This window comes from Microbacterium trichothecenolyticum, from assembly GCF_041938625.1.
In the GTDB taxonomy this organism is placed as follows: domain Bacteria; phylum Actinomycetota; class Actinomycetes; order Actinomycetales; family Microbacteriaceae; genus Microbacterium; species Microbacterium trichothecenolyticum_D.
The window spans coordinates 4,351,958-4,377,473 of sequence record NZ_CP169427.1 but is presented as its reverse complement, the minus strand read 5'-3'; the positions used below and the strand labels follow the sequence as shown (position 1 = coordinate 4,377,473).

The following is a 25,516-nucleotide window of genomic DNA, read 5'->3' as shown; positions in this document are numbered from 1 at the left end:
CATGGAGCCCAGAAAGGATGCCGAGTCGCTGCGGGGGGCAGGGCGGAGCACCGGTCGGCGGCTGCCGAAGAGGGCAGCGGCCGGTCGTCGTTCGTTCACGTCGACGCTGAAGGCGCTCGACGATCTCGCCGCATCCGGGGCCAAGATCTCGGTGCGCATCACCGACCTCGACCGCGGCACGTCCGTCTTGTCGGGCGACGACTTCGTGACCCTGCCGGTGGCCGGGCTCGGCGTCGTGCCGCTGCTCATCGAGGTGGCGGCCGCGTTCGAGTCGGGGCGCCTCGAGCCGCTCGAGATCATCGACCGCGCGCACATCGAGCCGGTCGGCGTCGGGGGAGTGTGGCAGCACCTCAAGGCGCCCGCCCTTCCCCTTGTCGACCTCGCCGTGCTCACCGCGTCGACCGGCGACGCGCTCGCCGCCAACGCGCTGCTGCGCCGCGTGGGGATCCCCGCCGTGCGCGCCCGCATCGAGGAGCTCGGTCTCGCCCGCTCGGCGTTGCTCGACCGGTTCCGCGACGAGCGCGGGCCCGACGATGCTCCGCACTTCGCTCTCGGCTCTGCCCGCGAGCTGGCCGAGGTGTTCGCGGCGCTGGTCAACTCGCAGGTCGTCTCGCCGCGTGTGAGCGCCCAGGTCGCCGAGTGGCTGAGCCTCAACCACGACCTGTCGCTCGTCGCCTCCGCGACCGGCCTCGACCCGTTCTCGCACGAGAACGACGAGCACGGCCTGCTCTTCATCAACAAGACCGGCCGGGATGCCGGCATCCGTGTCGAGGCAGGTGTGCTCGCAGGCCCGCGCGCCGGAGTGTCGTACGCGCTCATCGTGTGCTTCGACGACCTGTCGATCTCGCACCGCCTGCGTGCGCACGAGGCCTTCCGCATCCTGGGGACGGACCTCATGGAGTACGTCTTCTGAACCCGCGCCTCTCGCCGTGGTTTGGTGACGCCGGGTGACGGGCGAGTACCTATGGGGGAAGGCATCGGGTACCGTTGCGAGGGTGTCAACACCGCCGTTCCGCGCCGACATCGTCGGCAGCTTCCTCCGTCCCGCTGAACTCGCCGAGGCGCGTCGCCGCTTCGCCGCCGGAGACATCGACGCCGATGCGCTGCGGGTCGCGGAGGAGACCGCGATCGCCGAGCTCGTCGTGCGCGAGGCCGACGCCGGCCTGAAGCTCGCGACGGACGGCGAGTTCCGCCGCTCGTGGTGGCACTTCGACTTCTTCGGCCTGCTCGACGGCGTCGAGATCGTCGAGCTCGACCACGGCATCCAGTTCCAGGGCGTGCAGACCAAGCCCCGGGGCATCGAGATCTCGGGCAAGATCGGCTTCAGCGACACTCACCCGTTCCTCGACCACTTCCGCTCGCTCAAGAGCCTCCTCGAGCGCAGCACCGGCGCGGTGCCGAAGTTCAGCATCCCGGCGCCGACGGTGCTCGACTTCCGCCTCGAGCCGGGTCACCTCGAGGGCTCGGGGTACGACGGCCGCGACGACATCGTCGACGACCTCGTGCAGGCGTACCGCGACGCCGTCGCCGCGTTCTACGACGCCGGCGCCCGCTACCTGCAGTTCGACGACACCGCGTGGGCGTACCTCTGCTCCGAGGTCGAGCTCGAGAAGGCGCGCGAGCGCGGAATCCACACCGACGGCATCGCCGAGCGGTACTCCGGAATCCTCAACCGCATCCTCGACGGCAAGCCCGACGACCTCACGATCACCACGCACGTCTGCCGCGGCAACTTCCGCTCGACGTGGATCTCGTCGGGCGGGTACGAGCCGGTCGCCGAGCAGCTGCTCGGCAACACCGCCTACGACGGCTACTTCCTCGAGTACGACAGCGAGCGCGCCGGCGGCTTCGAGCCGCTGCGGTTCCTGCCGGAGGGCGAGAAGACGGTCGTGCTCGGGCTCATCACGTCGAAGACCGGAGAGCTCGAGAATGTGGATGCGGTGAAGCATCGCATCGACGAGGCTGCGGCGTTCGCCCCGCTCGAGCAGCTGGCCTTGAGCCCCCAGTGCGGCTTCGCCTCGACCGAGGAGGGCAACGTCCTCACCGAGGACGAGCAGTGGGCCAAGGTGCGCGAGGTCGTCGACATCGCCGCCGACGTCTGGCGCTGAGCCCCGACCTCGGCCCCGCGCTTCGGGTTTGGGGCGCATTTCGTCCGTTGGGGCGCAGAATCTGCGCCCCAACGGAGTGAATGCGCCCCAAACCCGAGATGGCAGCTGAGCCGGGCGCGCCGGGCTCAGTGACCGGGCGCGTCGACCACCGGGGTGCCGTGGGTGTGGAAGGTCTCGATCGTCTTCATGCCCCAGGCCTGGCCCTTGCGGCGCTCGGCCTCCGTCCATTCCACGACGGGCTGATCGGGGTCCAGCAGGAGTCGGGCGCCGGCGTTGGCGAACTCGATGCGGTTTCCCCCGGGCTCCCAGACGTAGAGGAAGAACGTCTGGTTGATCGCGTGCTTGTGCGGGCCGGACTCGATGTGGATGCCGTTCTCGAGGAAGATGTCGGCGGCCTTGAGGATGTCTTCCCGGGTGTCGGGCGCGAACGCGATGTGGTGCAGCCGGTTGCCGTGCTTGGTCCAGTCGTCGGAGTAGACGACGTCGTACGACTTCAGCGAGAAGTGGAACCACCACGCGGCGAACCTGCCGCTGTCGAGGCGGATGCGCTCGGACTCGCGCATCCCCAGCGCGTCGCGCAGGAACGCGCCGTTCGCCTCGACGTCCTTCGCGAGGTAGTTGATGTGGTCGAGACGGCGCGCGTTCACACCCCGGCCCGGGAACCGCGAGGCCTGGTTCTTCAGCGCCGGACGGTCGTCGTCACCGGCCTCGTACCGCTCGGCCTCGTAGAAGATCCCCATCGTGTGGCCGTCGGGGTCGGTGAACTCGTACGTCGGCCCGCAGCCCACGTCGCCGTCCACCCAGCCGCGCCCGAGGCCTGTCGCCTCGATCGCGGTGACGCGCCGCTCCAGCGCCTGCGGCGACGACGCCCGGAACGACGTGCGACCCACGCCCGCAGCATCCGATGCCGTCAGCTTGATCGTGTACAGCTGGTACTCGTCCCACGTGCGCAGGTAGACCGAGTCGCCGTCTTCGGCGACCACGCGCATGGCCAGCAGGTCCTCGAAGAACCAGCGGCTCTCGGTCGGGGTCGGCGTCAGCAGCTCGACGTGGGCGAGGTGGGCGACGTCGAACGATGTGTCGGCGGTCATGGGGCGTCCTCTCTGACGTGGTTCATCGGCGCGGCCTCGGAAAGACCGTGCCGTCGAAGAGCTTGCGGGCCGTCCGCCGGGAGAACGAGGTCGCGCGCCAGGCGCCGGCTTCGTCCGTGGTGACGCGGACGCGAGACGGGAAGGTGCCGCTCGGGTGCTCGATCGCGGTGTCCTCCTCGTCGAGCGGGCCGGCCATGTCGTGCCCCACCGCGCCGGGGATCCGAAGGGCGGCGGCGACGGATGCTGCCATCAGCACGCCGATCGCCGTGTGCACGCGCGTCGGGATGAAGGCGCGGGTCGAGATCGCGCCGCCCGCGCGCGGTGGCGAGAGCAGGATCATCTTCGGCACCGTCTGCGCCGACACGTCGCCGAGTCCCATGAGGGGGCCAGCGGCGAGCCGGATGCGCTCGATGCGCGCGGCGAGATCGGCGTCGGCCTCGAGCGCCGTGGGCGACGCGGAGCCGTCGACGCCGAGCTCGTCGGCGCGCAGGAGCACGACCGGCATCCCGTTGTCGATGAGTGTCGCGGTGACGCCGTCGAGGTCATCGGCGGGGTGGCCGGTCGGCAGCAGCGCCTTGCCGGGACCGCCCCCGACCTCGAGCTCGATGGCCGACGCCGTGCCCGGAACCCCGTCGATGGCGGCATCGCCGTCGTAGTCGGGGCGGCCGTCGACCGTGGTGAAGACCGAAGTCGCGGCATCCCCGGTATTGAGGAGCCGGATCCGCACCGTCGTGCGCGCGCCCGTGGCAGAGACCAGGCCCCGCTCGACCGCGAACGGACCGATGCCGGCGAGCAGGTTGCCGCAGGTCTGGGCATCGGCCACTGTCGCCGTGTCGACCCCGACCTGCAGGAACAGATAGTCGACATCGACGCCCTCGGCGCTCGACGGCGACACCACCGCGACCTTGCTGGTCAGCGGGTGCGCGCCGCCGATGCCGTCGATCTGGCGCGGATCGGGCGAGCCCATGATCCGCAGCAGCAGGTCGTCGCGCTCGGCCGGATCTTCCGGCAGATCCGTGGCGAGGAAGTACGCGCCCTTCGACGTGCCGCCCCGCATGAGCATGCAGCGGATGCCGCCCTGCACGGAGTCAGGCGCGCTCATGGTCGCGCGCCTCGTACTCGGCCTGCGTGACGTACTCGATGCCGAGCTCGGCGAGCAGCGGCCGCAGTCCCTTGCGGTCGAGGCTCAGCTCACCGCCGCGGTACGCGGAGCGGTCGGCCTCCTCCTTCGCGATGCGCGCGTCGGCGGCGGCGAGGGCCTCGGCCGCGTCCCGCCGGGGAACGCACAGCACGCCGTCGTCGTCCGCGACGATCACGTCGCCCGGGCGCACCGTCACTCCGTTGATCACCACGGGCACGTTCACCGAACCGGGCGTCGCCTTCACGGTGCCCTGCGCGAACACGGCCGCCGACCACACCGGGAAGCCCATCCCGCGCAGTTCCGCGATGTCCCTGACCCCGGTCGTCGTGACGAGCCCGCGCACGCCGCGCGCCTGCAGGGCCGTCGCGAACAGCTCGCCGAACGCGCCGTCCAGCGAGGGCGACGTCGTGGTGACCACGAGCACATCGCCTTCGCGGCACTGCTCGACGGCGGCGTGGATCATGAGGTTGTCGCCGGGGTGGCTCAGCACGGTGACCGCGGTTCCGGCGACGCGCACGTCGTCCTGGATGGGACGGATGCCAGGACCCACGAGTCCCGTACGGCCCATCGCCTCGTGCACCGTCGCGACGCCGTGGGATCCGAGCGCGCGGGCGGTCGCAGCATCCGTCCGCTCGATGTCGGTGACGATGACGGGCTTCATCACGGGCGCACTCCGCTCACGACAGCACCGCGGTGACCTGCGGGAAGTGCCGCATGTAGGCCTCGCCCATGGTCTCGTGGTGGAGGCCGAGGTTCGGGCCGGCGTTGCGCTTGAGCTGGACGCCGCGGCGGATCGCGAGGTCGGTGTAGTACGACCACATGTGCTTCTGCGCGGGCAGGCACTCCATCGCGGCGCGCTTGCGCCCGAACGCCTCGGTGATGTCGAGGAGCACGTTCGGAGTGAAGTCGCACTGCTCGGGCTGGTGCGGCTCGAAGAAGAACACCGGCGGGGCGCCGATGATGTCGTCCTTGCCGGGGTAGCTGCCGTCGGAGTTCGCGACGCCGATCGCCTGCGCGAGCACGCGTGCCTCCAGCGCCATCCGGGCGGCCGCGGGGTGGTCGCCGTTGTACGGATCGCGCAGCGTGTGCGTGAGCACGAGCGTGGGCTGCACGCGCCGGTACAGGTCGACCAGGCGCGACACCGCGTCGCGCGACTCGACGAGCGGGTAGTCGCCGAGGTCGAGGAACTCGATCTCGGCTCCGAGAGCGGATGCTGCGGCCTCGGCCTCGTCGCGCCGGATGCGCTTGATCTCGTCCAGCGACTTGCCGTCCAGCCACTGGCTCGCCGACTCGCCGCGCTCACCGTACGAGAGACAGGCGACCACCGCGCGCTCGCCCCGGAGGGCCGCGGCGGCGATCGCGCCGCCCGCCCGCCACACGAAGTCGCCGGCGTGGGCGCTGACGACGAGGAGCGTGTCGACGGCGGTGTCTGTCATGGGGCCAGCGAACCATACCGGTGGCGAAATGGTCAACAAATTGTCTACAATCGTGGCGACCAAATACCTCTGGCTGTAGGTATCGCCGCCACGTAGCATCGCGGTCAGGTCACCCGGCATCACCCACTGGACGAGGAAGTCGAGACAGGCATGGCGAGCAATCTGCAGGAACTCATGGACGAGCGGGGGAGCGTCGTCGAGATGCTCCGCAACTCGCAGCTGGGCACGTATATCTACCCGGTGGTACCGGCCGAGTTCTCGAACTGGCGGCGCGAGCAGAAGGCCTGGCGCGAGACGGCCGTGCTCTACGACCAGACCCACCACATGGTGAACTTCTTCATGACGGGACCGGATGCGCTCACGCTGCTCTCCGACACCGGCATCAACTCGTTCGCGAACTTCCCGGTGAACACGGCGAAGCAGTTCGTGCCGACCTCGTCGACGGGCGGAGTGATCGGCGACGGCATCCTGTTCCATCTCTCGGAGGACGAGTACGTCTACGTCGGCCGCGCGCCCGGCGCGAACTGGCTGCAGTTCCACGCCGAGACCGGCGGCTATGACGTCGAGACCCGCTACGACGACCGCTCGCCGTCGCGCCCGTACGGCGCGGCGGTGACGCGCGAGTTCTATCGGTTCCAGATCCAGGGGCCGAACGCGTGGCCCATCATCGAGAAGCTCGCCGGACACGAGGTCGAGCAGGTGCGGTTCTTCCACATGGGCGAGCTCGAGATCGCGGGGCAGCACGTGCGCACGCTCCGCCACGGCATGGCCGGAGCGCCGGGCCTGGAGATCTGGGGCCCGTACGCCGAGCACGGGCGCATCCGCGACGCGGTGCTCGAGGCGGGCCGCGAGTTCGGCCTCGAGCCGTGCGGCTCGCGCGCGTACTCGTCGAACACGCTCGAGTCGGGCTGGATCCCGTCGCCGCTGCCGGCGATCTACACCGGCGGCGACATCGAGCGCCGCTACCGCGAGTGGCTCCCGGCGAACAGCTACGAGGCGATCAACGCGCTCGCCGGGTCGTTCGTGTCGGAGGACATCGAGGACTACTACCTCAACCCGTGGGACCTCGGCTACGGCTCGTTCGTGAAGTTCGACCACGACTTCATCGGCCGCGAGGCGCTGGAGCAGGTCGACCCCGAGACGCAGCGCAAGAAGGTCACGCTCGCGTGGAACGACGAAGACCTCGCCAAGCTCCTCACCACCGTGATCGACCGCGAGGGCCCCGGGTACCAGTTCTTCGACCTGCCGAACGCGAACTACGGCTCGTCGAACTACGACGCCGTGATCGACGCCGATGGCGACACGATCGGCCTGTCTTTGTTCACGGGCGTCACGGCCAACGAGAAGCGCGGCCTGTCGCTCGCGACCGTCGACCGCGACGTGCCGATCGGCGCCGAGGTGCGCGTGGTGTGGGGCGAGCCCGACGGCGGCTCGCGCAAGACCACCGTCGAGCCGCACGAGCAGTTGGCGGTGCGTGCGGTGGTGAGCCCGGTGCCGTACGCCGTGACCGCCCGCCAGGAGTACCACGGCGGCTGGCGCACGGCCGCCGCGGCGGTGTAGCAGCACGGGGCGCGGTCGGCCGGGCACGGCGCTGGGCGCGGTCGGGCCCGGGGCTGCAGGCGCCGTCGGCCGGGGCTCGGCACGGGGCGGGCCCGGGACGGCGCGCGGCCGACGAAGGTGGCGCTCGTGGTCGTGTCGCCCCGGCGATGACGGCGTGTTGTGCCACCTCGGCGAGTGGCGTCAGTCGTGGTCGCGCTCGGCCACCAGCCGCTCGAACCACGCGAGCGTCGCGCGGGTCATGTCGGCGTGCTGGCCCGACGCCTCGAGCGCGGAGAGGGCGGCGCGCACTTCGTGCTCGCGGCGCACTGCGTGCGTCGTCGAGCCGTCGACGAGGCGGTCGATCAGCGCGGCGCCGTCGGGGCCCAGTTCCTGTGCCATCTGCGCGCGGAGCCAGTCCTCCGCGCCCACAGCACGCGACGCGCCGAGCCCTTCGAGCACGAGCGCCGCGAGGCCCTTCATGAACACGCTCCGCAGCAGCCGCAGGCGGGCGGCCTCGCCGGCGTCGCCGTCGACCACGTCGACCGGCACCTCGAACGGCCCGATCCGCGCGGCGAACTCCCGCGCGCCCGGTCCGCTGGCGAGCAGCGGCGTGCGGTGTCCCGCGCGCACCACCGGCGCGAGCACCGCGACGTCGGCCATCGCGAGCCCGCGGTCGGCGGCGAGCCGGGCGATGCGCTGCTTGAGCTCGGGCGCCCCCGTGTTGAGATCGGCGTATACGGCACCCGCGGCGACATGCGGCAGGGCTTCGCGAGCGACGGATGCTGCAGCATGGCCGGTCACGAGGCTCAGCGCGACGTCGGCCCCGGCGAGGGCATCGGCGAGGGAGGCGAACTGCGGCACATCGGGGTCGCCGAGATCGTGCGCGGGGTCGAAGCCGCGCACCTCCGCTCCGGCGTGCGCGAGGCCGCGCGCGTACCGCCGCCCGGCTTCGCCGAGCCCCAGGACCGCGATCGTCGTCATGCTGCAGACCCTAGGGCACCGGCGTCGGGCCGAGGGCGGGATGAGTACCCGAGCCGCGCGGGTCGGTGTCGAGGCTCTCGAGATACTCGAGCGAGCGTCGTGAGCCGCTCACCAGCGAGCGGATGCCGTGGGTCCGCTCGTCGACGTCGGGCCGGTACGCGACCGCGAGGTCGCGCGCGATGCCCGCGGCGGCGCGGCGCAGCAGCTCGGCGTACGCATGCGTCGAGGCGCCGTCGTTGGGCACCACGACACCGATCGCGGCGTACACGGTGCCGCCGGGTCCGGTGACGGGCACGGCGATCCCGCGCGACTCGGGGTGGATGTGCCCCTCGGTGACGGCGTAGCCCTCCTCCCGCACGCGGCGCAGTTGCGCGCGCAGTTCGGGTCCGGTGCGGATCGTGCGCGCGGTGTACGTCCGCAGCCCTCCGGCGATCACGTCGGCGACGAGCGCCGCATCGGCGTATGCCAGCAGCACCAGCCCGCTCGACGATGCGTGCAGCGGGATGCGGCCCCCGATCAGCGTCGCGTTGACGACGGCGTCGCGGGTCGACATCCGATCGATGAAGAGCACGTCCCGGCCGCTCAGCACGCCCAGCTGCGCGTGCTGACGAACCCGCTCGTGCACCGCACCCAGCCACGGGCGGGCGATCTCGCGCAGCCCGACGGCGCCGGGCGTGCGGCTCGCGAACTCCCAGAGCCGTACCCCGAGGCGGTAGGTGCGATCCGGCAGGCGCTCGAGGAGGCCCTCGTGCTCGAGTTCGGCGATGAGGCGGTGCGCGGTGGACGGCGGGATGCCCGACGCGTCGGCGATCTCGGTCAGCGTGAGGAACGGATGCCACGCGTCGAAGCTCTCGAGCACGCGCAGGTGCCGGTGAAGCACCGACTCTCCGGCCGATCCTCGTGCCACGGCATCCTCCTCGACGACGCCGCCATGCTAACCCCGCACCGGCGCCGCGGTTCCGCTCAGCGGAATCCGGGCGCCGGCGCGGGGTTGGCGGTTCAGGCGTTCTGGCGGTACACCGTGCGGGCGTAGTCGTGGTACGGCGCGGGGGCGACGGTCGCGCGGATCCGCACCTGCCGGTGCTGCTCGACCGAGTCCTTGCGCGAGATCGGGTCCTCGCCCCACACGACCTCGACCTCGTCGCCGTCGCGGATGCCGGCGTCCAGGGTCGCCAGCGACATGTAGAGCTGGTCGTACGCCACGTAACCGGCATCCGTCGAAATGCCCACCTGCTCGCCGTCCTTCAGGATCTGGTCCATCTGGTACAGCCCGTACCGCGCCTTCGGGAAGTCGAGGTACTTGGCCGGCGTGCCGGGCTCCAGCTGCGAGCGTACGACGGCGGCGACGTCGTCGGCGTTCCAGATCAGCGTGACCTTGCGGCGGCGCTGGTTCTCGGCGTGCTTCTCGAGCGCCTCGCGGCCGTGGAAGTCGTGGTCGAAGCGCACCGAGCGCCCGAGCCCGATGTCGAACGGCGTCATGTAGTAGTCGTGGACGTCGGTCGAATACAGCGATCCGCCGATCGATCCGATGCGCGCGGCGGGCAGCCACTCGCGGTACTCGGCGAAGTCGTCGTCGAAGACGGCGGGGAAGGGCGTCGGCACCCACCCCGACTCGAGCGGCGACGACGAGTACGCCTTCGCGCCGACGCGGCGGATGCCGTGCTCCTCACCCGCCTCCATGAGTGCGTCGAGGACGACCTCGCTGTCCTCCCACGGGCCGTAGAACTCGAAGCCCGGCTGCCCGGCCATGCCGTGGCGCAGCGCCTTGACCGGGCGCCCCGCGATCTCGACGTCGCCGATGTGGAAGAACTTGATCTCGGGCACCGGCCCGCCGAACACCTTCTCCATCACGGTGTCGGCGTGGGGTCCCTGCAGCTCGTAGCGGTAGAACGTCGGCGGACCTTGGCGCATGTGCGAGTTCGCCTCGAGGCGGTAGCGCACGTCCTTGCCGTCCGCCTGCGCCTTCTCGACGTTGAAGCGCACCCAGTCGATGAGGATGTGGTGCCCGATGAGCACCACACCCTCGGGGCCCTCGGAGTTGTAGAACAGGATGCCGTCGCCGATGAGGTAGCCGTCCTGGTTGACCGAGATGAGCTGCTTCGCGACGCCCGGCCGGAACGTCGCGAACGTGTTCGGCGAGATCGAGCTCAAGAGCGGAATGAGGTCCGCGCCGTCGAGGAACAGCTGTGTCATGTGGTGCGACTGGTCCATCAGCGCCACCGACGTGTTCCACGCGCGCTGCTCGTCGCGCCAGTTCGTGAACTCCGGCGCCACCGGGAACGTGAACGCCGGCCAGTTCTGGTTGCGCAGCAGCTCCACGGGGCTGCCGGCGCGGTCGATCGCCTGCGCGAGCGACTCCGTCTTGGTGTCCGTCATCGTGGTCATCGTCGACCTTCCTTCGTCGGTTGGGGAACCTGCGGTCAGCGTAAGAGCGCTCCGGCCGGCCTCGACAGAGCGATTCCGTTGAACGGAAACGGATGCTGTGCCCCCGCGCGCTGCGCGCCAGCATCGTGTCGAAGATCACGGTCGCGGAACTTCACACCAAAATCGTTGACAATCTGGCCGCGGATCCGTAGTTTCCCAAGCACGGGAGGGACTCGACTCCCGGAACGACCACGACCACGCGACGACGCGAAAGGTGGGGCCATGGGCGCTCGGCTCGCAGTCCGCGACGTGAGCCTGCACTTCGGCGGTGTCAAGGTGCTCGAAGACGTGACCTTCACGGTCGAGCCCGGCCAGATCTCCGGCCTGGTCGGCCCCAACGGCGCCGGCAAGACCTCGCTCTTCAACTGCGTGAGCGGCCACTACCGGCCGAGCGCCGGCTCGATCACGATCGACGACGACGAGGTGCTCGGCTCGCCGCCCGCGACCCTCGCGCGACACGGCCTGGCCCGCACGTTCCAGCACCCGGCGCTGCAGCTGCGCGAGACGGTCCTCGAGAACGTGCTCCTCGGCGCGCACAGCCGCCTGCCCGGGGGCCCGGCGGAGTGGTCGCTGCGGCTGCCCCGCACCACGCGCTCCGAGAAGGCGCTGCGCAAGGAGGCGCTCGACCTGCTCGAGGGCCACGGTCTCGGCTGGGCCGCCCGCACGCGGGCCGACGAGCTGTCGCACGGCCTGCACAAGGGCGTCGAGCTCTGCCGTGCCCTGCTCATGAAGCCGCGGCTGTTGCTGCTCGACGAGCCGGCCGCGGGGCTCCCGCACTCCGAGGTCGAGCAGCTCATCGAGACCGTGCGGCGCGTGCGCGACGACGACATCACCGTCGTCATCGTCGAGCACAACATGGGGCTCATCTCGGCGCTCACCGACCGCGTGGTCGTGCTCGACCACGGCCGCAAGCTCATGGAGGGCTCGGCGGCGCAGGCGCAGGCCGACCCGCGCGTCGTCGAGGCCTACCTCGGAAAGGACGCGGTCGATGACGCTGCTTGAGCTCGTCGATGTCCGCGCGTTCTACGGGCGCGTGCAGGTGCTCGAGGGCGTCTCGCTGACCGTTCCCGACGGTGGCGCGGTCGGCATCCTCGGTGCGAACGGCGCCGGCAAGACGACGACGCTCCGCGCGATATCGGGCACCGTCCGCTCGACCGGCACGATCCGCTTCGACGGCAAGGACCTCAAGGGTCTGCGGCCCGACCAGGTCGCCGCCCTCGGCATCGCACACGTGCCGGAAGGCCGCGGCACGCTCTCCGATCTGACGGTGCGCGAGAACCTCCGGGTCGGCGCGTACCGCCGCAAGGACGCCTCGGCGATCCGCGCCGACGTCGACTACTGCCTCGAGCTCTTCCCGCAGCTCGAGGACCGCATCCGCTCGAACGGATCGGCGCTGTCGGGCGGCGAGCAGCAGATGCTCGCCATCGCCCGGGCGATCATGGCCCGGCCGCGCCTGATGCTGCTGGACGAGGCATCCCTCGGTCTCGCCCCCGGCACCGCCAAGACCGTGTACCAGGCGATCGGGCGGCTGCGCGCCGAGTCGGGCATCGCGATGCTCGTCGTCGAGCAGAACGCCAACCTCGCCTTCACCCTCGTCGACAGCGCGACGGTGCTCGAGACGGGGCGCAACGTCCTGACCGGCGCGACCGCGGAGCTCAAGGGCATGGACGAGATCCGCCGCGCGTACCTGGGAGGCTGATGGTGGGCACGTTCATCCAGCTCGTGATCGACGGCCTGTCGACGGGGTCGATCTACGCCGCGCTCGCTCTCGCGATCGTGCTCGTCAATCAGGCCACCGGCCTCATCAACTTCGCGCAGGGCGGCATGGCCGTGCTGTCGGCGTACATCGCGTGGGCCCTCAACGGGTTCGGCGTGCCGCTGGTGCTGGCGATCCTCGCCGCGATCGTGATCTCGTTCTTCCTCGGCGCGCTCATCGAGCGCTACCTGCTCCGCCGGTTCGAGCGCGGCGACCCCGACACCGCGGTCGTCGTGACGATCGGCCTGCTGACCTTCATCACCGGACTCTGCGCCTGGATCTGGACGTACAACAACCGCCTCTTCCCGTCGCTGTTCCCGCTCGAGACGATCCGGATCGGCGGAGCCGTGATCAGCGTCCGCTCGCTCGGCACGATCATTGTGATCGTCGTCATCATGGGTCTGCTGCAGGCGCTGTTCCTCGGCACGAAGCTCGGCCTGGCGCTGCGGGCGGTCGCGATCAACCCCGGCTCGGCGGCGTTCTCGGGCATCAACGTCGGGCGCAACCTCATGGTCGGCTGGGGACTGGCCGCCGTGCTCGGCGCGGTGGCGGGCGTGCTGGTCGCGCCGCAGCTGACCCTCACGCCCGGGATGATGGACGGCGCGCTCGTCTACGCGCTCGCCGCCTGCATCCTCGGCGGTCTCTCGAGCCCGATCGGCGTCGTCGTCGCGGCGTGGCTCATCGGCGTGCTCGAGAACCTCGCCGCCGTCTACGTCCCCTTCATCGGACACGACCTCAAGATCGCCGTGCCCTTCATCCTCATCTTCGTCGTGCTCATCGTGCGGCCACAGGGCCTGTTCGGCCGGAAAGCGGTGGTGCGCGTCTGATGCCTTCGACCGCGGAGTTCTGGACGCGCCCCTGGGTGAAGTGGGCGGGGGTCGGCCTCGTCGTCGTGCTGCTCATCGTGGGGCCGCTGATCCTGCCGGAGTTCGCCAACCAGACGATCGCGCGCATCGGCGTCTTCGCCGTCGCCGTCCTCGGCCTCAACGTCGTGATGGGCTACACCGGCCAGGTCTCGCTGGGCCAGATCTTCTTCGTCGGCGTCGGTGCGTACGTCACGGCGTACGGCGTCAACCAGGACTGGAACATCGTGCTCGTGTTCGCGCTCGCGTGCATCGTGCCGGCCGTGTTCGGACTCCTGGTCGCGCTCGCCGCGGCGCGCCTCGGCGGTCTCGCGATCGCCATGGTGACGATCGCGCTCCCGCTCGTGGGTCTGCCGCTGGCGAAGCGGCTGTCGGACTTCACCGGCGGATCGCAGGGCACCTCCGCCCGCTTCTCGAGCGCGCCGGAGTGGACCGGCCTCTACGACGACCAGTGGCAGCTGTACATCGTGATCCTCATCGGCGCGATCACGTTCCTGCTCACGCGCAACCTCGTGCGCGGCAAGTACGGGCGCGCGTTCGCCATCGTGAAGGGCAACGAGGCGGTCGCCGCGTCGATGGGCGTCTCGCCCTACCGCTACAAGGTGCTGGCGTTCACGATCGCCTCGCTCATCGGCGGTGTGAGCGGCTTCCTCTATATGGTCGTGATCCAGTACACGTCGCCCGAGACACTGCACTTCGGCCACTCGATCGAGCTGCTCGCCTCGATGGTCATCGGCGGCGCCGGCAGCATCATCGGCTCGCTCCTCGGCGGCGCCTGGTACGTGCTGCTGCCGCAGATCACGAACCTCATCGACCCGAACATCACGGCGATGCTCCAGGGCGCGATCCTCCTCGTCGTGCTGTTCATCCTCCCGGGCGGCCTGGTGTCCCTGCCGCGGCTGTGGCGTCGCCGCCGCCGCGATGCCGGCACCGGGCGCGGACCGGCCGGCGGAGCGATGCAGGCGGATGCCGCAGGATCCGTTACGGGATCCTCGACCGTCGACGACGCCTTGGGATCCCCTTCGACGCCATCACCCCCACCCCCTACGACGCAGTCGTAAACCACACAGAGAGGCAGGACCCATGAGCACGAATCGCAGAAGGATGCGCGTCGCCTCGGTCGTCGCGGGAATCGGCATCGTCGCCGTGCTCGCTGCCGGCTGCGCGCGCGGCGGAGGCTCGCCGGACAGCACGGAGGACGGCGGCGCTGCGGCGAGTCCCGGCATCACCGACGACTCCATCACCCTCGGGATCACCACTCCGCTGTCGGGACCCACGGCCGGCCCCGGCACGTGCACCGTCGCCGGCATCACGGCCTACTTCGGTGCCAAGAACGCCGACGGCGGCGTCGAGTTCGGCGACGGCAAGACCCGCACCGTCGAGATCGAGGCGCTCGACGACGAGTACGACCCGCAGAAGGCCAAGGCCAACTACGACCAGCTCAAGAGCAGTGTGTTCGCGATGACCGCCGGACTCGGCACGCCCACCAACCGGGCGTGGCGCGACGCGGCGATCGCCGACGAGGTGCCGCAGGTGCTGATCCAGACGGGCGACCCCATCTTCAGCAACCAGGAGGAGAGCCCGTGGCAGCTCGGCTTCGTTCCGATCTACCAGAACGAGGGTGAGGCGTTCGGCGAGCTGCTGGCGAGCTCGAGCGAAGACCACACGGTCGCGATCCTGTCGCAGAACGACGACTACGGCGAGGGCTACGTCGAGGGCTTCAAGTCGGCCATCGAGGGTGCCGACAACATCGAGGTCGTCAAGGAGCTCACCTACGAGGCCACCGACACCTCGGTCGACGCGCAGCTGACCGAGCTCGCCGGCTCGGGCGCGGACGTGTTCTTCAACGCCATGTCGATCACACCGCTCGTGATCTCGTCGCTGCAGAAGACGCAGGAGCTGGGCTGGCTGCCCTCGTGGTTCCTGCCGTCGAACACGTCGAGCCCGACGGCCATCCTCGAGCCCGGTGGCGCCACGGCGTTCCCCGGCGTCTACACCGTCGCGTTCGCGCAGTCTGCGGCCGCGCCGACGTTCGCCGAGAGTGAGGAGGGCGCCGCCTTCCTCGAGCAGCTCGCGGAGTACGCGAACTACCCCGACGTCCCCGCGTTCCCGCACTGCGTCTGGTCGTACCAGATCGGCGCGACGCTCGAGGAGGTCTTCGGCAACATGACCGAGCCGACGCGCGAGAACTTCATGGAGGCGCTGCGCGACGTCTCGGGCTTCACGGCACCGCTGATGCTCGAAGGCTCCACCGTCGACACCACCGTCGACGGCCAGCCCGCGGTTTCGACCGTGCAGGTGCAGAAGTACAACGGCAAGGGTTACGCCCCGGCCGAGTCATGGGGTCAGTGACCTGAGCCCGGCGGAAGGGCGGGCGGAGGCATCCGTCCGCCCCTCCGCCGTTCTCGAAATCAGGAGATCTGACGGAGGCAGGATGATTCGGCGCGGATCGTCCTGTTCTCGCCAGATCACCTGATGCGGGAGACGGATGCTGCGACCCGCCGCCGCTTCTCACTCCATGCCGTGCAGCACCTCGACGATGCCCGAGAGGTGGGCGCGGGTCGCGGCCTCGGCGGCGTCGGGGTCCTTCGCGAGGATCGCGTCGATGATCGCGACGTGCTCGGGCGCCGACGTCGCGGCGCGGCCCGGGTGGAAGGCGAGCCGGAACTGGTGGCGAGCGGACTGCGCGCGCAGGCGCTCGAGAAGCTGGGTCGCGGTGCCGTGACGGCTGAGGTCGCGGATGCGCCGGTCGAGCTCCTGGTTCAGGCGCGAGTACCCCATGAGGTCGCCCGACCCGATCGCGGCCTCGATGTCGGCGCGCAGCGCCCGGAGCTCCTCGGCGTCGGCGGGGGTGAGGTTCTCGGCGGCCTTGCGGGCGCACAGGGTCTCGAGGCCGATCCGCACCTCGACGATCTCGATCGCCTCGTCGACCGTGATCGCGCGGACGCGCGACCCGCGGTTGGGGAGGCGCTCGACGAGCCCTTCGCCGGCGAGGTTCAGCAGGGCCGTGCGCACGGAGGCCCGCGACACGCCGTAGCGCTCGCTGAGATCGGCCTCGATGAGGCGCTGATGCGGCGCGAACTGCGCGTCGAGGATCGCCTCGCGGATCACCTGCGTCAGGTCGGGACGCTCTGTGGTCTCGTCGTCGCTCAGCACCGCAGCATCCGTCATCTGGCCAACCCCCTTCGGCGTCTTCGTCCGTGCACTGACACTATCTCGCGAGGAGCCGATGATCGCGAAGAATCTCATACGAAATTCGCGCGAAAATCGTCGCCAATCTTGACTCACCACTCGAGCGTGATATCGTCCACCGGCGCCGGTGGGAGGATGTCACGCATGACTCTCGCCGAGGACGCTGCCGGCTCGCCCGAGTTCCGCCGGGTCTCGCCGGTCCGACAGGTCCTCACCGTTTTCGGCGACTACTGGTGGGGCGTCGACGATCCTCTTCCGACCGGCGCCCTCGTGACCGCGCTGACCGACCTCGGTCTCAAGGAGGCCGCCGCGCGGGCGACGCTGGCCCGAATGGTGCGCGGCGGGCTGCTGGTGGCCGAGCGGGCGGGCCGGCGGACGACCCACAGCCTCACCCCGCGGGCTCTGGAGATCGTCGAGGAGGAGGGCGCCTGGCTCGAGTCGTTCGGTCTGGTCGAGCCCTCATGGGACGGGTTGTGGACGGTCCTCGCCTTCTCGATCCCCGAGTCCGAGCGGTCGTCGCGGCACCTCGCGCGATCCCGGCTCCGCTGGCTCGGGTTCGCGCCGCTGTACGACGGCGTGTGGGTGTCGCCACGTGATCGTGCCGCGGCGGCGATGTCCGAGCTTCGCGACCTCGGCGTCGGCGACGTCACGGCGATGCGCGCCACCCTCCAGACGACGATCGCGGGTGGTGCGCAGTCGGCCTGGAACCTCGACGACATCGCCGCCGAGTATCGACGATTCGCGGCCGCCATGAAGCCGGGACAGCCGGATGGGCCCGTGGCGGCCTTCGTGGAGCGCATGCGGCTCATGCTGGGCTGGCAGGTGTTCCGCCTGCTCGACACCGGCATGCCCGCCGAGCTGGTGCCCGGCGACTGGCCGCGTGCCGGTACGCGCCGGGCGTGGGCGCGGCGCTACAACGAGCTCGGAGACGCCGCGGAGAGTCGCGTCCGCGCGCTGGTCGGCGGGATCGACGCCGACCTCGCACAGCGTGTCACCCGACGCCGGATGACGGAGCAGGCTAACACTTAATCTTTCGTTGACGAGCGTCACCACGAGTTCTACTCTGTCGCGTAGGCGGCAGCGACGATGCTGCGCCATGACGACGACGTCGACGGAGGGTGCAATGAAGAGATCCAGAACCGGGCCGCTCGTGATGGGGGTGCTCGCCTCGGCGGGACTGATCCTCGCCGGCCTGTCCCTGCCGACCGCGGTCAGCGCTTCGCAGCCGGTCACGATCGATATCGAGTCCGGGCGCGCCGACAGCGTCTCCGGCGGCGACGCGCTGGTCTCGGTGGCCGGAGCCCGCGACGATTTCCGCATCGTGTCGGCCGGTGTCGACGTGACCGAATCGTTCCACCCGGTCGACGGGCGGCTGATCGGGCTGGTCGAGGGACTGCCGCTGGGCGTCAGCGAGATCCAGGTCACCAAGAAGAACGGCCAGGTGCAGGCCGAGCTCGAGATCGAGAACCACCCCGTCACGGGTCCGGTGTTCTCGGGGCCGCAGCATCCCATGTACTGCACGGCATCGGGCGCGCCGTGGAACCTCGGCGCGGTCGACGAGGACTGCCACGTCGCGGCTCCCTCGGTCAGCTACCGCTACCGCACGACTGCCGGACAGTTCGCGAACTATCCGACCGACGGATCCACCCCGGCCGACCTCGCCACCACCACGGTGGACGGTGAGACGGTCCCCTTCATCGTGCGCATCGAGCGCGGCACCATCAACCGCGCGGTCTACGAGACCGCGGTGCTCCACGTCCCCGGCACGGCCGAGCCCGCACCGTGGACGGCCACCCCGGGCTGGAACGGCAAGCTCGTCTACACGTTCGGCGGCGCGTGCGGCGTCGGGTACTGGCAGGGCAGCAGCACCGGCGGCGTGCAGAACGACCTCTTCCTCAGCCGCGGCTACGCGGTCGCTTCGGCGACGTTCAACGTCTACGCGCAGAACTGCAACGACGTCACGAGCGCCGAGACCGCGATGATGGTCAAGGAGCACGTCGTCGAGCAGCTCGGACCCGTCGACTACACGATCGGCTCGGGCGGGTCGGCGGGCACCATGCAGCAGCTGCTGCTCGCCAACAATTACCCGGGCATCCTCGACGGCGTGCTCGGCGAGATCGGGTACCCCGACGAACGGTCGACCACGATCGGCGGCCACGACTGCCGAGGTCTCCTCAACTACTGGAACTCGCCGGCCGGCGCCGGCTGGACCGACGCGCAGAAGGTCGCGGTCACGGGGCACGCCCTGTCGGGGACGTGCTTCGGATTCACGTTCTTCGACGGTGTCGACGACCCCAACCGGGGCTGCAACGCGGCGATCCCGGTCGCCGACCGCTGGTCGCCGTCGAATCCCGACGGCCTCCGGTGCACGATCGCCGACATGGTGAAGAACGTCTACGGCACGGATGCCGAGGGACGCGGCCTGCGCGTGGAGCCTGACAACGTCGGTGTGCAGTACGGCTGGAACGCCCTGCAGAGCGGCGAGATCACGGTGGAGCAGTTCGTGTCGCTGAACGAGCAGGTCGGCGGCATGGGCGTCGACGGCAACCGCACCGCGGCACGTTCCGAGGCGAGCGTCGAGGCGATCGAGCGGGCGTACCAGACCGGGCGCATCAACATGATGACGGGCGGTCTGGCGTGGACGCCGGTGATCGAGATCCGCAATTACACCGACCCCACGGGCGACTTCCACGAGCGGTACCGGTCGGCCATCATCCGCGAGCGCATGCTCGCGGCCTACGGCGACGCCGGCACGCACGTCAACTGGACGGGCGCCAACATAACGGCCAACACCAACCAGATGCGGGTGGCCGCGCTCGACAAGCTGGAGGACTGGCTCGACGCGATCGAGGCTGCCGGCGGCCCCGGCGACCGTGCACGCACCATAGCCGCGCGGCCAGCGGACCTCGTCGACGGCTGCTTCGACGCGCAGCTGGCGTTCATCGCCGAGCCGCTCGATTACGACGACCCGTCGACGGCGTGCAACACGCTGTACCCGTACCACTCGCAGCCGCGGGCGGAGGCGGGCATGCCGCTGATCGCGGACGGTCTCAAGTGCGCGCTGACACAGCCGGCGCGGACCGACTATCCGGCGATGAGCGACGCGCAGTGGGCGCGACTGCTCGCGACGTTCCCGGCGGGCGTCTGCGACTGGGATGAGCGCCCGCAGGGCTACAAGCCGCTGGAAGGCACGTGGCTCGACTTCGGGACGACCGACACCGTCACCGCAGCCGCGCCGGTGGTCGCGGGCACCCCGCGCGTCGGCGAGGTGGTGACCGCGCAGGTCGATGGGCCGGAGGGCGCCACGCTCGCCTACCAGTGGATCGCGGACGGCACACCTGTCGCCGGAGCCACGGAGGCGTCGTTCAGCCCCACGGCCGACCTCGTCGGAGTGCAGCTGCGGGTCCGGGTGACGGTGTCGGCAGACGACCTCGTCGCGCAGACCCTGCTTTCGGCCGAGACCCAGAAGGTGAAGAAGGCGGCCGGCAAGCCCTGACCCTCGCCCCTGCATCCCCGGGCTGGCGTCGCCGGCCCGGGGATGCAGACCGCGAGAGTGCAGCTGGTGGACGAGAGGGTGGTTGGTTCCCTACCTCTCGGCGAGCAGCTGCACTCTCGCGGATCGGGGCCGGACGGGGGACGGGGGACGGGGGACGGGGGACGGGGGACGGGGACGGGGACGGGGGTCAGGGTCCCAGGCGATCCACCAGTGCGAGGCCTCGGCGGGCCCAGGCGATCTCCCCCTGGGCGCGCTCGACGAGGCCCTCGTAGGCGAAGCGCTTGTACGCGATGGTGCGCTCGCGGTCGGCGTCGGGCGTCACCCTGAGCCGGCGCACCAGCATCGGGTTGGCGACGGCGTCGATGCGCTCGAGCTCGCCCTCCCATTGCGCCAGCTCGCCCTCCCACTGGGCGATGTGCCGTTCGAGGAACGTGCGCGCGGCCTCGGGGGTCGCCGCTTCGAGATAGGCGGCGCGCAGGTGCGCGGGGTCGCGCACGCGCTGATAGTCCAGGGGAGAGCTCATCCATGCGAGGAACGCCTGCTCGCCGGCCTCCGTCACGTGGTACATCCGCCGCGTGCCGCGCTCACCGCGCGGCTGCTCTTCGCCCTCGATGAGGCCGAGCTCCTCCATCTTGCGCAGCTCTGGGTAGATCTGCGAGTCGGGCGCGTGCCACACGTGGCCGACCGACTGGTGGAACTGCTTCTGCAGGTCGTAGCCCGACAGCGGCCCCACCCGCAGGATCGCCAGCAGTGCGTAGCGCAGACTCATGCGTCTCCTCTCGTTCCCGAGCGTAGCGACAGGATCGGGTTGCCCCGGCGCGACGTCGCCCGCAATGCCCGAAGGGGCCCGCCCGGCGTGGGCGGACCCCTTCGGTCCGTTCGCTGCGACCGGACGGCTCAGGCCGGCTGGTACTGCGTGCGCCAGCCCCCGTGATAGGTCTGACGGGCGACCGTCGAGTACGGCACGGGCGAGACGACCGCGCGCACCTCGAGCTGCTTGTGCGGCTCGACCGAGGCCTTCGTGGTGCCGCCGTTCGGCTCGCCCCACACGACCGTCACCTCGGCGCCCTCGGGCACATCGGGGTTCACTGTCGCGAGTGACAGGGCGCGCTTCTCGTTGGCGCTGTACCCGGTGAACATCGAGAATCCGACGACGTTGCCGTCGGCATCCGTCACCGAGTCGTAGTTCGCCGACCCGTAGTTCGCCAGCGGCAGGTCGAAGAACTTGTAGCTCTCGCCCTCGGTGTCGAAGAGCGAGGCGAAGATCTTCGTGACGTCCTCGGCGTTCCACGCGAGCGTGACCTTGCGCCGCTGCGTCGCGGGGTCGATCTTCTCGAGCGCGTCACGGCCGATGAAGTCGTGGTCGAACTTCACGAACGAGCCGTAGCCGAGCTCCCACGGGGTGAGGTAGTAGTCCTCGATGTCCTCCGACACGAAGGACCCCGCGAGCGTGCCGGTCGCCTCGTAGCTGTCGACGCCGAGCCACTCGCGGTAGCCGCGCTCCTCTTCGCCGGAGTAGATCGCCGGCAGCGGCGACGGGATCCAGCCGGACTCGAGCGTGTTCGACGGGTACGCCCGGGAGCCGACCGGCACGAGGCCGAACTCGGCGCCCGCCTCGACGATGATGTCGCGCACGCGGTGGTGGTCCTCGTACGGGCCCCAGACCTCGAGGCCGGGGGCGCCCGCCATGCCATGACGCAGGGTGCGGACGTTCGCGCCGCCGATCTGCATCTCGGACATGCTGAAGAACTTCAGCTGCTCGAGCGGCCCGCCGTTGAGCTTCTCGATGACGTTCCATGCCGCCGGACCCTGGATCTGGAACCGGTAGTAGCGGCGGCTCACCGCGTCGCCATAGGGGCGCGACGGCGAGCGGCGGTCGACGGTGATGTCGAGGTTCGAGTAGCCGCCCGTCTCGCCGTGGTAGAGCAGCCAGTTCGACGCCGGCGCGCGGCCGACGTAGACGTACTCGTCCTCGGCCTCGTGGAAGAGGATGCCGTCGCCGATGACGTGGCCCGACGCGGTCGTCGGCACATACTGCTTGGCGCGGTTCACCGGGAAGGTCGCGACCGAGTTGATGGCCGTGTCGGAGATCAGCCGGATCGCGTCCGAGCCCTTGAGGAACACATTGTCCATGTGGTGCGACTGGTCGTAGAGCACGGCCGTGTCACGCCACGCCCGCTGCTCCTTGATCCAGTTCTGGAAGTCCGCGGGGACCACCGGGTAGATGTACGAGCCGATCTGCGAGTTGCGCAGCATCTCGACGGCGTTCTGCGCGTCGAGCAGCTCCTGCAGATTCTTCGCCATGGGGAACCTCTCTGTTCGTGGGTTGTGTGGTCTGTGATGACGGATGCTGCGGCCCGCAGCATCCGTCTTGATCAGGTGAAGACGATCGTGTGGTTGCCGTGTCGGATGACGCGGTCTTCGGCGTGCCACTGCACGGCGCGGGAGAGCACCGCCCGTTCGACGTACGCGCCGCGGGCCTGGAGATCGGCCGCGGTCATCGCGTGGGTGACACGGGCGACGTCCTGCTCGATGATCGGGCCCTCGTCGAGGTCTTCGGTGACGTAGTGGCTGGTCGCGCCGATGAGCTTGACGCCCCGTTCCTTCGCCTTGCGGTAGGGCGCGGCGCCGATGAAGGCGGGCAGGAACGAGTGGTGGATGTTGATCACCGGCACCCCCACCTCGTCGAGGAACGAGTCGGAGAGGATCTGCATATAGCGGGCCAGCACGACGAAGTCGACGTTGCCCTTGAGCAGCTCGACGATCCTCGCCTCGGCGGCGGACTTGTCCGGCCCCTGCGACGGCACATGGAAGAACGGGATGCCGAAGCTGCGGACGTCCTCCGCGGTGTTGGTGTGATTCGAGATGACCATTGGGATGGTGACCGGCAGCTCGCCGCGGCGGTGCCGCCACAGCAGTTCCAGCAGGCAGTGGTCGCTCGTCGAGGCGAGGATCGCCATGCGCTTGGGGATGGACTGGTCGGTGATCCGCCACTCCAGTCCGAGCGGCTCGAGCGTCTCGTCGAGGTCGGCCTCGATCTCGGGAAGTGCCGCCTGGAGGTCGGGGCGGTGGAACACCACGCGCTGGAAGAACTCGCCGCCCTCCGGATTGTCGGAGTACTGATCGAGCGTCACGATGTTGCCCTGGTTGCGGGCCACGAGCGCCGTCACCGCCGCGACGATGCCCGACCGATCGGGCCCGTGCACGATGAGGCAGGCGTGATCGCGCCTCACGTCCAGGTGGGTCGTCATCGGCGCGCCCCCGAGGACTGCGCCGCGACGAACTCCCGCGCCCAGTTGCTCGTCGCCAGCAGGCCGCCGAACGTGTAGAAGTGCAGCTTCACGTCGCCCGACGTCGGGTCGTCGGCCAGCAGGGTGGCGAGGTCCGACACGAATCGGTCGGGTCCGGCCGTGCCCATCAGATTGGTGAGTGAGAAGCCGTACTTCTTGACGATCATCGCGTTGGCGCCGATGCCGAAGCGGCGGGCGAAGCCCAGCAGGCGCTTGATGCCGGCGGGGCCGGGGGTGCCGATGCGGATCTGTGCGTCGATCCCGCGTTCGCGCACCGCGTCGATCCACGTCATGACGGGATCGGTGTCGAACGCGAACTGCGTGAGGATCACCGCATCCAATCCCGCCTGCGCGAGCGCGAGCGCCTTCTCGTCGAGGTGGTTCCACAGCACGTCGTCGGAGATGTCGGGGTGGCCCTCGGGGTAGCCGGCGATGGAGACCTCGCGGACCCCGAACTTCTGCAGCACGCCCGAACGGATCACGGTGAGCGAGTCCGGGTAAGGCCCTTCGGGCTCGGCCGGGTCGCCGCCCACCGCGAACACGTGCTCGGTGGCGCCGACCTCCTGCAGACGGCCGAGGAACTCCTCGAGCTCGGCCTGCGACCGCAAGCGGCGAGCCGAGAGATGGGGGACGGGGACGAAGCCCATCTCCTTGACGGCCTTCGCGGCGGCGACGCGCATCTCGAGGTCCTCGTTGCCGAGGAACGTCACGTTGATCTTCGTCCCCGGCGGGATCATTTCGCGGGCCTCTTCGAGACCGGCGATATCCTTGCCGGTCATCTCGAGCGAGAAGCCGTCGACGAGCGCTGCGGCCTTCGGCGAGACGGGAGTCTGGTGTGCCACTGATCGAGGTCCTTTCCTCGGCGCGGGCGCCTTCGCACCGCGGGGAGTGATGTCAGAATACCTATGGACATAGGTAATGGCAATAGCCAATTGCCTGATGAAGCCCTGTCATCCTCCGTGTCGGCGGGAGGTGGGGCGCTTCGCGGTTCCGTTGAACGGATGCATGAGGGCTTTAGTTCATGAGAATTGTGACGGGCGTCACGAAACTGTTGACAATCGCTCGCGTCTGGCGCACGATGACTTGTGTCCGGCACGCCGAGGTGAGGACTCCGGCTCCGCGTCGGACGAAACCCGGCCGCCGACGCACCCGCACCGTCACGAGAGGCCCGTCAATGAAGAAGAGTCTTGTCACCCTCGGCGTTCTCGCCGCTGCCGCGCTCGCCCTGAGCGGCTGCACCGATTCCGCCGCCGATCCCGCGTCCACCGCCACGTCCACCGGGGACGCCGGCGGCTCGGGCGAGCTGACCAAAGTGCGCGTCGCCGCGCTGCCCATCGCCGAGACCGGCGCGCTGTGGGCAGCGATCGATGAGGGCATCTTCGAGGAGCACGGCCTCGAGATCGAGGTGGTGCCCTCCCAGGGCGGCGCCAACGCGATCCCCGCGCTCCTCAGCGGCGACATCCAGTTCGCGATCGGCCAGCCGTTCGGGCCCATCCGTGCCGACCAGCAGGATCTCGGCGTCGTGATCGTCGGGAACTACGCCAACAGCCTCGCCGACGAGACCGACGTCAACGCGGTGGTCGCGCTGGGCGATTCGGGCATCATGCGGCCCGCCGACCTCGCGGGCAAGAAGGTGTCGGTGAACACCATCGGCGCCGCCGGCGACCTGACGATCCGCAAGGCCGTCCAGGACGACGGCGGAGACCCCTCGACGATCGAGTTCGTCGAGGTCGCGTTCCCCGACGTGCCGGCACAGCTCGAAGCGGGCACCATGGACGCCGCGTGGGCGCCCGACCCGTTCCGCGCGATGATCGTCGGTGACGGCGGAGTGTCGGTCGTACAGCCTTACCAGGCGACGATCCCCGGGCTGTCGGTGCTCACGAACATCACGACGCAGGCGATCCTCGATGAGGACCCCGACCTCGTGACGGCGTACTCCGAGGCGATGGCCGAGGCGCTGGATTGGGCGACCGACAATGAGGAGGCCGTGCGCGCCGCGATCGCGACCAACCTCGACATCCCCGAGGAGGCCGCGGCGGGCATCACGCTGCCCACCTTCACGTGGGACCTCGGCGGCGCCGGAATCGAGGACCTCGGCGCCCTCGCCGTCGAGTTCGCCTACATCGACGCCGAGCCCGACTACGACCGCCTGCTCCAGCAGCAGTAGTCGCACGACGAGATGGTGACGGATGCCGCGCC

Annotated in this window: 23 protein-coding genes; 11 read left to right on the top strand and 12 right to left on the bottom strand. The window is 70.0% G+C overall.

Going from position 1 to position 25,516, the window contains the following annotated elements; translation table 11 throughout:
• Position 1: 1 nt before the first annotated feature.
• Positions 2 to 913 (top strand): serine hydrolase, encoded by a 912-nt coding sequence (locus tag ACEYYH_RS20200; RefSeq protein ID WP_374976079.1) that lies wholly within the window; start codon positions 2 to 4, stop codon positions 911 to 913.
• Positions 914 to 995: 82 nt separating this feature from the next.
• The gene (locus ACEYYH_RS20195) at positions 996 to 2,108 is read left to right on the top strand and encodes a 5-methyltetrahydropteroyltriglutamate--homocysteine S-methyltransferase (protein ID WP_374976078.1); all 1,113 of its coding nucleotides are present in this window, start codon (positions 996 to 998) and stop codon (positions 2,106 to 2,108) included.
• Positions 2,109 to 2,233: 125 nt separating this feature from the next.
• On the opposite strand, the gene ACEYYH_RS20190 is transcribed toward ACEYYH_RS20195, so the two are convergent.
• Genes ACEYYH_RS20190 through ACEYYH_RS20175 form a run of 4 tightly spaced genes read right to left on the bottom strand, consistent with a single transcriptional unit; the run spans position 2,234 to position 5,776 of the window.
• Positions 2,234 to 3,199: a VOC family protein gene (locus tag ACEYYH_RS20190; RefSeq protein WP_374976077.1), complete on the bottom strand. Its 966-nt coding sequence runs from the start codon at positions 3,197 to 3,199 to the stop codon at positions 2,234 to 2,236.
• 22 nt (positions 3,200 to 3,221) lie between these two features.
• Positions 3,222 to 4,301 (bottom strand): 4-oxalomesaconate tautomerase, encoded by a 1,080-nt coding sequence (locus ACEYYH_RS20185; protein ID WP_374976076.1) that lies wholly within the window; start codon positions 4,299 to 4,301, stop codon positions 3,222 to 3,224.
• A complete protein-coding gene (locus ACEYYH_RS20180; protein ID WP_374978268.1) occupies positions 4,288 to 5,001 on the bottom strand; it encodes a 4-carboxy-4-hydroxy-2-oxoadipate aldolase/oxaloacetate decarboxylase in 714 nt (237 codons plus the stop codon). Before ACEYYH_RS20180 ends, ACEYYH_RS20185 begins: the two co-directional genes overlap by 14 nt.
• A 16-nt stretch (positions 5,002 to 5,017) precedes the next feature.
• Complete coding sequence (locus ACEYYH_RS20175) at positions 5,018 to 5,776, bottom strand: PIG-L deacetylase family protein (RefSeq protein WP_374976075.1); 759 nt, start codon at positions 5,774 to 5,776, stop codon at positions 5,018 to 5,020.
• Between the two features lie 150 nt (positions 5,777 to 5,926).
• Here ACEYYH_RS20175 and ACEYYH_RS20170 point away from each other — a divergent pair, with 150 nt between their 5' ends.
• On the top strand, positions 5,927 to 7,336 hold the full coding sequence (locus tag ACEYYH_RS20170) for an aminomethyl transferase family protein (protein WP_374976074.1): 1,410 nt from the start codon (positions 5,927 to 5,929) through the stop codon (positions 7,334 to 7,336).
• A gap of 180 nt (positions 7,337 to 7,516) precedes the next feature.
• Here ACEYYH_RS20170 and ACEYYH_RS20165 read toward each other — a convergent pair whose 3' ends face one another.
• The 3 genes from ACEYYH_RS20165 to ACEYYH_RS20155 form a co-directional block, all read right to left on the bottom strand.
• Positions 7,517 to 8,296: a DUF1932 domain-containing protein gene (locus ACEYYH_RS20165; RefSeq protein WP_374976073.1), complete on the bottom strand. Its 780-nt coding sequence runs from the start codon at positions 8,294 to 8,296 to the stop codon at positions 7,517 to 7,519.
• Between the two features lie 10 nt (positions 8,297 to 8,306).
• Positions 8,307 to 9,203, bottom strand: coding sequence for an IclR family transcriptional regulator (locus tag ACEYYH_RS20160; RefSeq protein ID WP_374976072.1), 897 nt, complete (start codon positions 9,201 to 9,203; stop codon positions 8,307 to 8,309).
• A gap of 92 nt (positions 9,204 to 9,295) precedes the next feature.
• Positions 9,296 to 10,681, bottom strand: coding sequence for an aminomethyl transferase family protein (locus ACEYYH_RS20155; protein ID WP_374976071.1), 1,386 nt, complete (start codon positions 10,679 to 10,681; stop codon positions 9,296 to 9,298).
• Between the two features lie 261 nt (positions 10,682 to 10,942).
• Between ACEYYH_RS20155 and ACEYYH_RS20150 the strand changes: the two genes are divergently transcribed.
• The 5 genes from ACEYYH_RS20150 to ACEYYH_RS20130 are packed head-to-tail and all read left to right on the top strand — an operon-like array spanning position 10,943 to position 15,691.
• Entirely contained in the window at positions 10,943 to 11,722 is a 780-nt protein-coding gene (locus ACEYYH_RS20150; protein ID WP_374976070.1) for an ABC transporter ATP-binding protein, read from the top strand.
• A complete protein-coding gene (locus tag ACEYYH_RS20145) occupies positions 11,709 to 12,419 on the top strand; it encodes an ABC transporter ATP-binding protein (protein ID WP_374976069.1) in 711 nt (236 codons plus the stop codon). Before ACEYYH_RS20150 ends, ACEYYH_RS20145 begins: the two co-directional genes overlap by 14 nt.
• A complete protein-coding gene (locus ACEYYH_RS20140; RefSeq protein WP_374976068.1) occupies positions 12,419 to 13,303 on the top strand; it encodes a branched-chain amino acid ABC transporter permease in 885 nt (294 codons plus the stop codon). Before ACEYYH_RS20145 ends, ACEYYH_RS20140 begins: the two co-directional genes overlap by 1 nt.
• Positions 13,303 to 14,400, top strand: coding sequence for a branched-chain amino acid ABC transporter permease (locus tag ACEYYH_RS20135; RefSeq protein ID WP_374976067.1), 1,098 nt, complete (start codon positions 13,303 to 13,305; stop codon positions 14,398 to 14,400). The genes ACEYYH_RS20140 and ACEYYH_RS20135 overlap by 1 nt, the downstream gene beginning before the upstream one ends.
• Positions 14,401 to 14,422: 22 nt before the next feature.
• Positions 14,423 to 15,691: an ABC transporter substrate-binding protein gene (locus ACEYYH_RS20130; protein ID WP_374976066.1), complete on the top strand. Its 1,269-nt coding sequence runs from the start codon at positions 14,423 to 14,425 to the stop codon at positions 15,689 to 15,691.
• A 159-nt stretch (positions 15,692 to 15,850) separates the two neighbouring features.
• Here ACEYYH_RS20130 and ACEYYH_RS20125 read toward each other — a convergent pair whose 3' ends face one another.
• Positions 15,851 to 16,510 carry a GntR family transcriptional regulator gene (locus ACEYYH_RS20125; protein WP_374976065.1) on the bottom strand — a complete coding sequence of 220 codons (660 nt, stop codon included), beginning with the start codon at positions 16,508 to 16,510 and terminating at the stop codon, positions 15,851 to 15,853.
• 165 nt (positions 16,511 to 16,675) lie between these two features.
• Here ACEYYH_RS20125 and ACEYYH_RS20120 point away from each other — a divergent pair, with 165 nt between their 5' ends.
• Both ACEYYH_RS20120 and ACEYYH_RS20115 read left to right on the top strand, forming a co-directional pair.
• Positions 16,676 to 17,560, top strand: coding sequence for a PaaX family transcriptional regulator C-terminal domain-containing protein (locus tag ACEYYH_RS20120; RefSeq protein ID WP_374976064.1), 885 nt, complete (start codon positions 16,676 to 16,678; stop codon positions 17,558 to 17,560).
• A 94-nt stretch (positions 17,561 to 17,654) separates the two neighbouring features.
• Entirely contained in the window at positions 17,655 to 20,027 is a 2,373-nt protein-coding gene (locus ACEYYH_RS20115; protein WP_374976063.1) for a DUF6351 family protein, read from the top strand.
• 187 nt (positions 20,028 to 20,214) lie between these two features.
• Here the strand turns inward: ACEYYH_RS20115 and ACEYYH_RS20110 are convergent, their stop codons facing one another.
• The 4 genes from ACEYYH_RS20110 to ACEYYH_RS20095 form a co-directional block, all read right to left on the bottom strand.
• On the bottom strand, positions 20,215 to 20,796 hold the full coding sequence (locus ACEYYH_RS20110) for a PadR family transcriptional regulator (protein WP_374976062.1): 582 nt from the start codon (positions 20,794 to 20,796) through the stop codon (positions 20,215 to 20,217).
• A gap of 128 nt (positions 20,797 to 20,924) precedes the next feature.
• Positions 20,925 to 22,331: an aminomethyl transferase family protein gene (locus ACEYYH_RS20105; RefSeq protein WP_374976061.1), complete on the bottom strand. Its 1,407-nt coding sequence runs from the start codon at positions 22,329 to 22,331 to the stop codon at positions 20,925 to 20,927.
• A 71-nt stretch (positions 22,332 to 22,402) separates the two neighbouring features.
• Positions 22,403 to 23,278 carry a formyltetrahydrofolate deformylase gene (gene purU / locus ACEYYH_RS20100; RefSeq protein WP_374976060.1) on the bottom strand — a complete coding sequence of 292 codons (876 nt, stop codon included), beginning with the start codon at positions 23,276 to 23,278 and terminating at the stop codon, positions 22,403 to 22,405.
• The gene (locus ACEYYH_RS20095; RefSeq protein WP_374978267.1) at positions 23,275 to 24,096 is read right to left on the bottom strand and encodes a methylenetetrahydrofolate reductase; all 822 of its coding nucleotides are present in this window, start codon (positions 24,094 to 24,096) and stop codon (positions 23,275 to 23,277) included. The genes purU and ACEYYH_RS20095 overlap by 4 nt, the downstream gene beginning before the upstream one ends.
• A 395-nt stretch (positions 24,097 to 24,491) precedes the next feature.
• Between ACEYYH_RS20095 and ACEYYH_RS20090 the strand changes: the two genes are divergently transcribed.
• Positions 24,492 to 25,484: an ABC transporter substrate-binding protein gene (locus ACEYYH_RS20090; protein ID WP_374976059.1), complete on the top strand. Its 993-nt coding sequence runs from the start codon at positions 24,492 to 24,494 to the stop codon at positions 25,482 to 25,484.
• Positions 25,485 to 25,516: the final 32 nt, after the last annotated feature.

Coding starts and splice junctions, on each gene's coding strand:
- ACEYYH_RS20200 (WP_374976079.1), top strand. CDS start 2: ATGGAGCCCAGAAAGGATGCCGAGTCGCTGCGGGGGGCAGGGCGGAGC.
- ACEYYH_RS20190 (WP_374976077.1), bottom strand. CDS start 3,199: ATGACCGCCGACACATCGTTCGACGTCGCCCACCTCGCCCACGTCGAG.
- ACEYYH_RS20185 (WP_374976076.1), bottom strand. CDS start 4,301: ATGAGCGCGCCTGACTCCGTGCAGGGCGGCATCCGCTGCATGCTCATG.
- ACEYYH_RS20180 (WP_374978268.1), bottom strand. CDS start 5,001: ATGAAGCCCGTCATCGTCACCGACATCGAGCGGACGGATGCTGCGACC.
- ACEYYH_RS20175 (WP_374976075.1), bottom strand. CDS start 5,776: ATGACAGACACCGCCGTCGACACGCTCCTCGTCGTCAGCGCCCACGCC.
- ACEYYH_RS20170 (WP_374976074.1), top strand. CDS start 5,927: ATGGCGAGCAATCTGCAGGAACTCATGGACGAGCGGGGGAGCGTCGTC.
- ACEYYH_RS20165 (WP_374976073.1), bottom strand. CDS start 8,296: ATGACGACGATCGCGGTCCTGGGGCTCGGCGAAGCCGGGCGGCGGTAC.
- ACEYYH_RS20155 (WP_374976071.1), bottom strand. CDS start 10,681: ATGACCACGATGACGGACACCAAGACGGAGTCGCTCGCGCAGGCGATC.
- ACEYYH_RS20150 (WP_374976070.1), top strand. CDS start 10,943: ATGGGCGCTCGGCTCGCAGTCCGCGACGTGAGCCTGCACTTCGGCGGT.
- ACEYYH_RS20145 (WP_374976069.1), top strand. CDS start 11,709: ATGACGCTGCTTGAGCTCGTCGATGTCCGCGCGTTCTACGGGCGCGTG.
- ACEYYH_RS20140 (WP_374976068.1), top strand. CDS start 12,419: ATGGTGGGCACGTTCATCCAGCTCGTGATCGACGGCCTGTCGACGGGG.
- ACEYYH_RS20135 (WP_374976067.1), top strand. CDS start 13,303: ATGCCTTCGACCGCGGAGTTCTGGACGCGCCCCTGGGTGAAGTGGGCG.
- ACEYYH_RS20130 (WP_374976066.1), top strand. CDS start 14,423: ATGAGCACGAATCGCAGAAGGATGCGCGTCGCCTCGGTCGTCGCGGGA.
- ACEYYH_RS20125 (WP_374976065.1), bottom strand. CDS start 16,510: ATGACGGATGCTGCGGTGCTGAGCGACGACGAGACCACAGAGCGTCCC.
- ACEYYH_RS20120 (WP_374976064.1), top strand. CDS start 16,676: ATGACTCTCGCCGAGGACGCTGCCGGCTCGCCCGAGTTCCGCCGGGTC.
- ACEYYH_RS20115 (WP_374976063.1), top strand. CDS start 17,655: ATGAAGAGATCCAGAACCGGGCCGCTCGTGATGGGGGTGCTCGCCTCG.
- ACEYYH_RS20110 (WP_374976062.1), bottom strand. CDS start 20,796: ATGAGTCTGCGCTACGCACTGCTGGCGATCCTGCGGGTGGGGCCGCTG.
- ACEYYH_RS20105 (WP_374976061.1), bottom strand. CDS start 22,331: ATGGCGAAGAATCTGCAGGAGCTGCTCGACGCGCAGAACGCCGTCGAG.
- purU (WP_374976060.1), bottom strand. CDS start 23,278: ATGACGACCCACCTGGACGTGAGGCGCGATCACGCCTGCCTCATCGTG.
- ACEYYH_RS20095 (WP_374978267.1), bottom strand. CDS start 24,096: ATGACCGGCAAGGATATCGCCGGTCTCGAAGAGGCCCGCGAAATGATC.
- ACEYYH_RS20090 (WP_374976059.1), top strand. CDS start 24,492: ATGAAGAAGAGTCTTGTCACCCTCGGCGTTCTCGCCGCTGCCGCGCTC.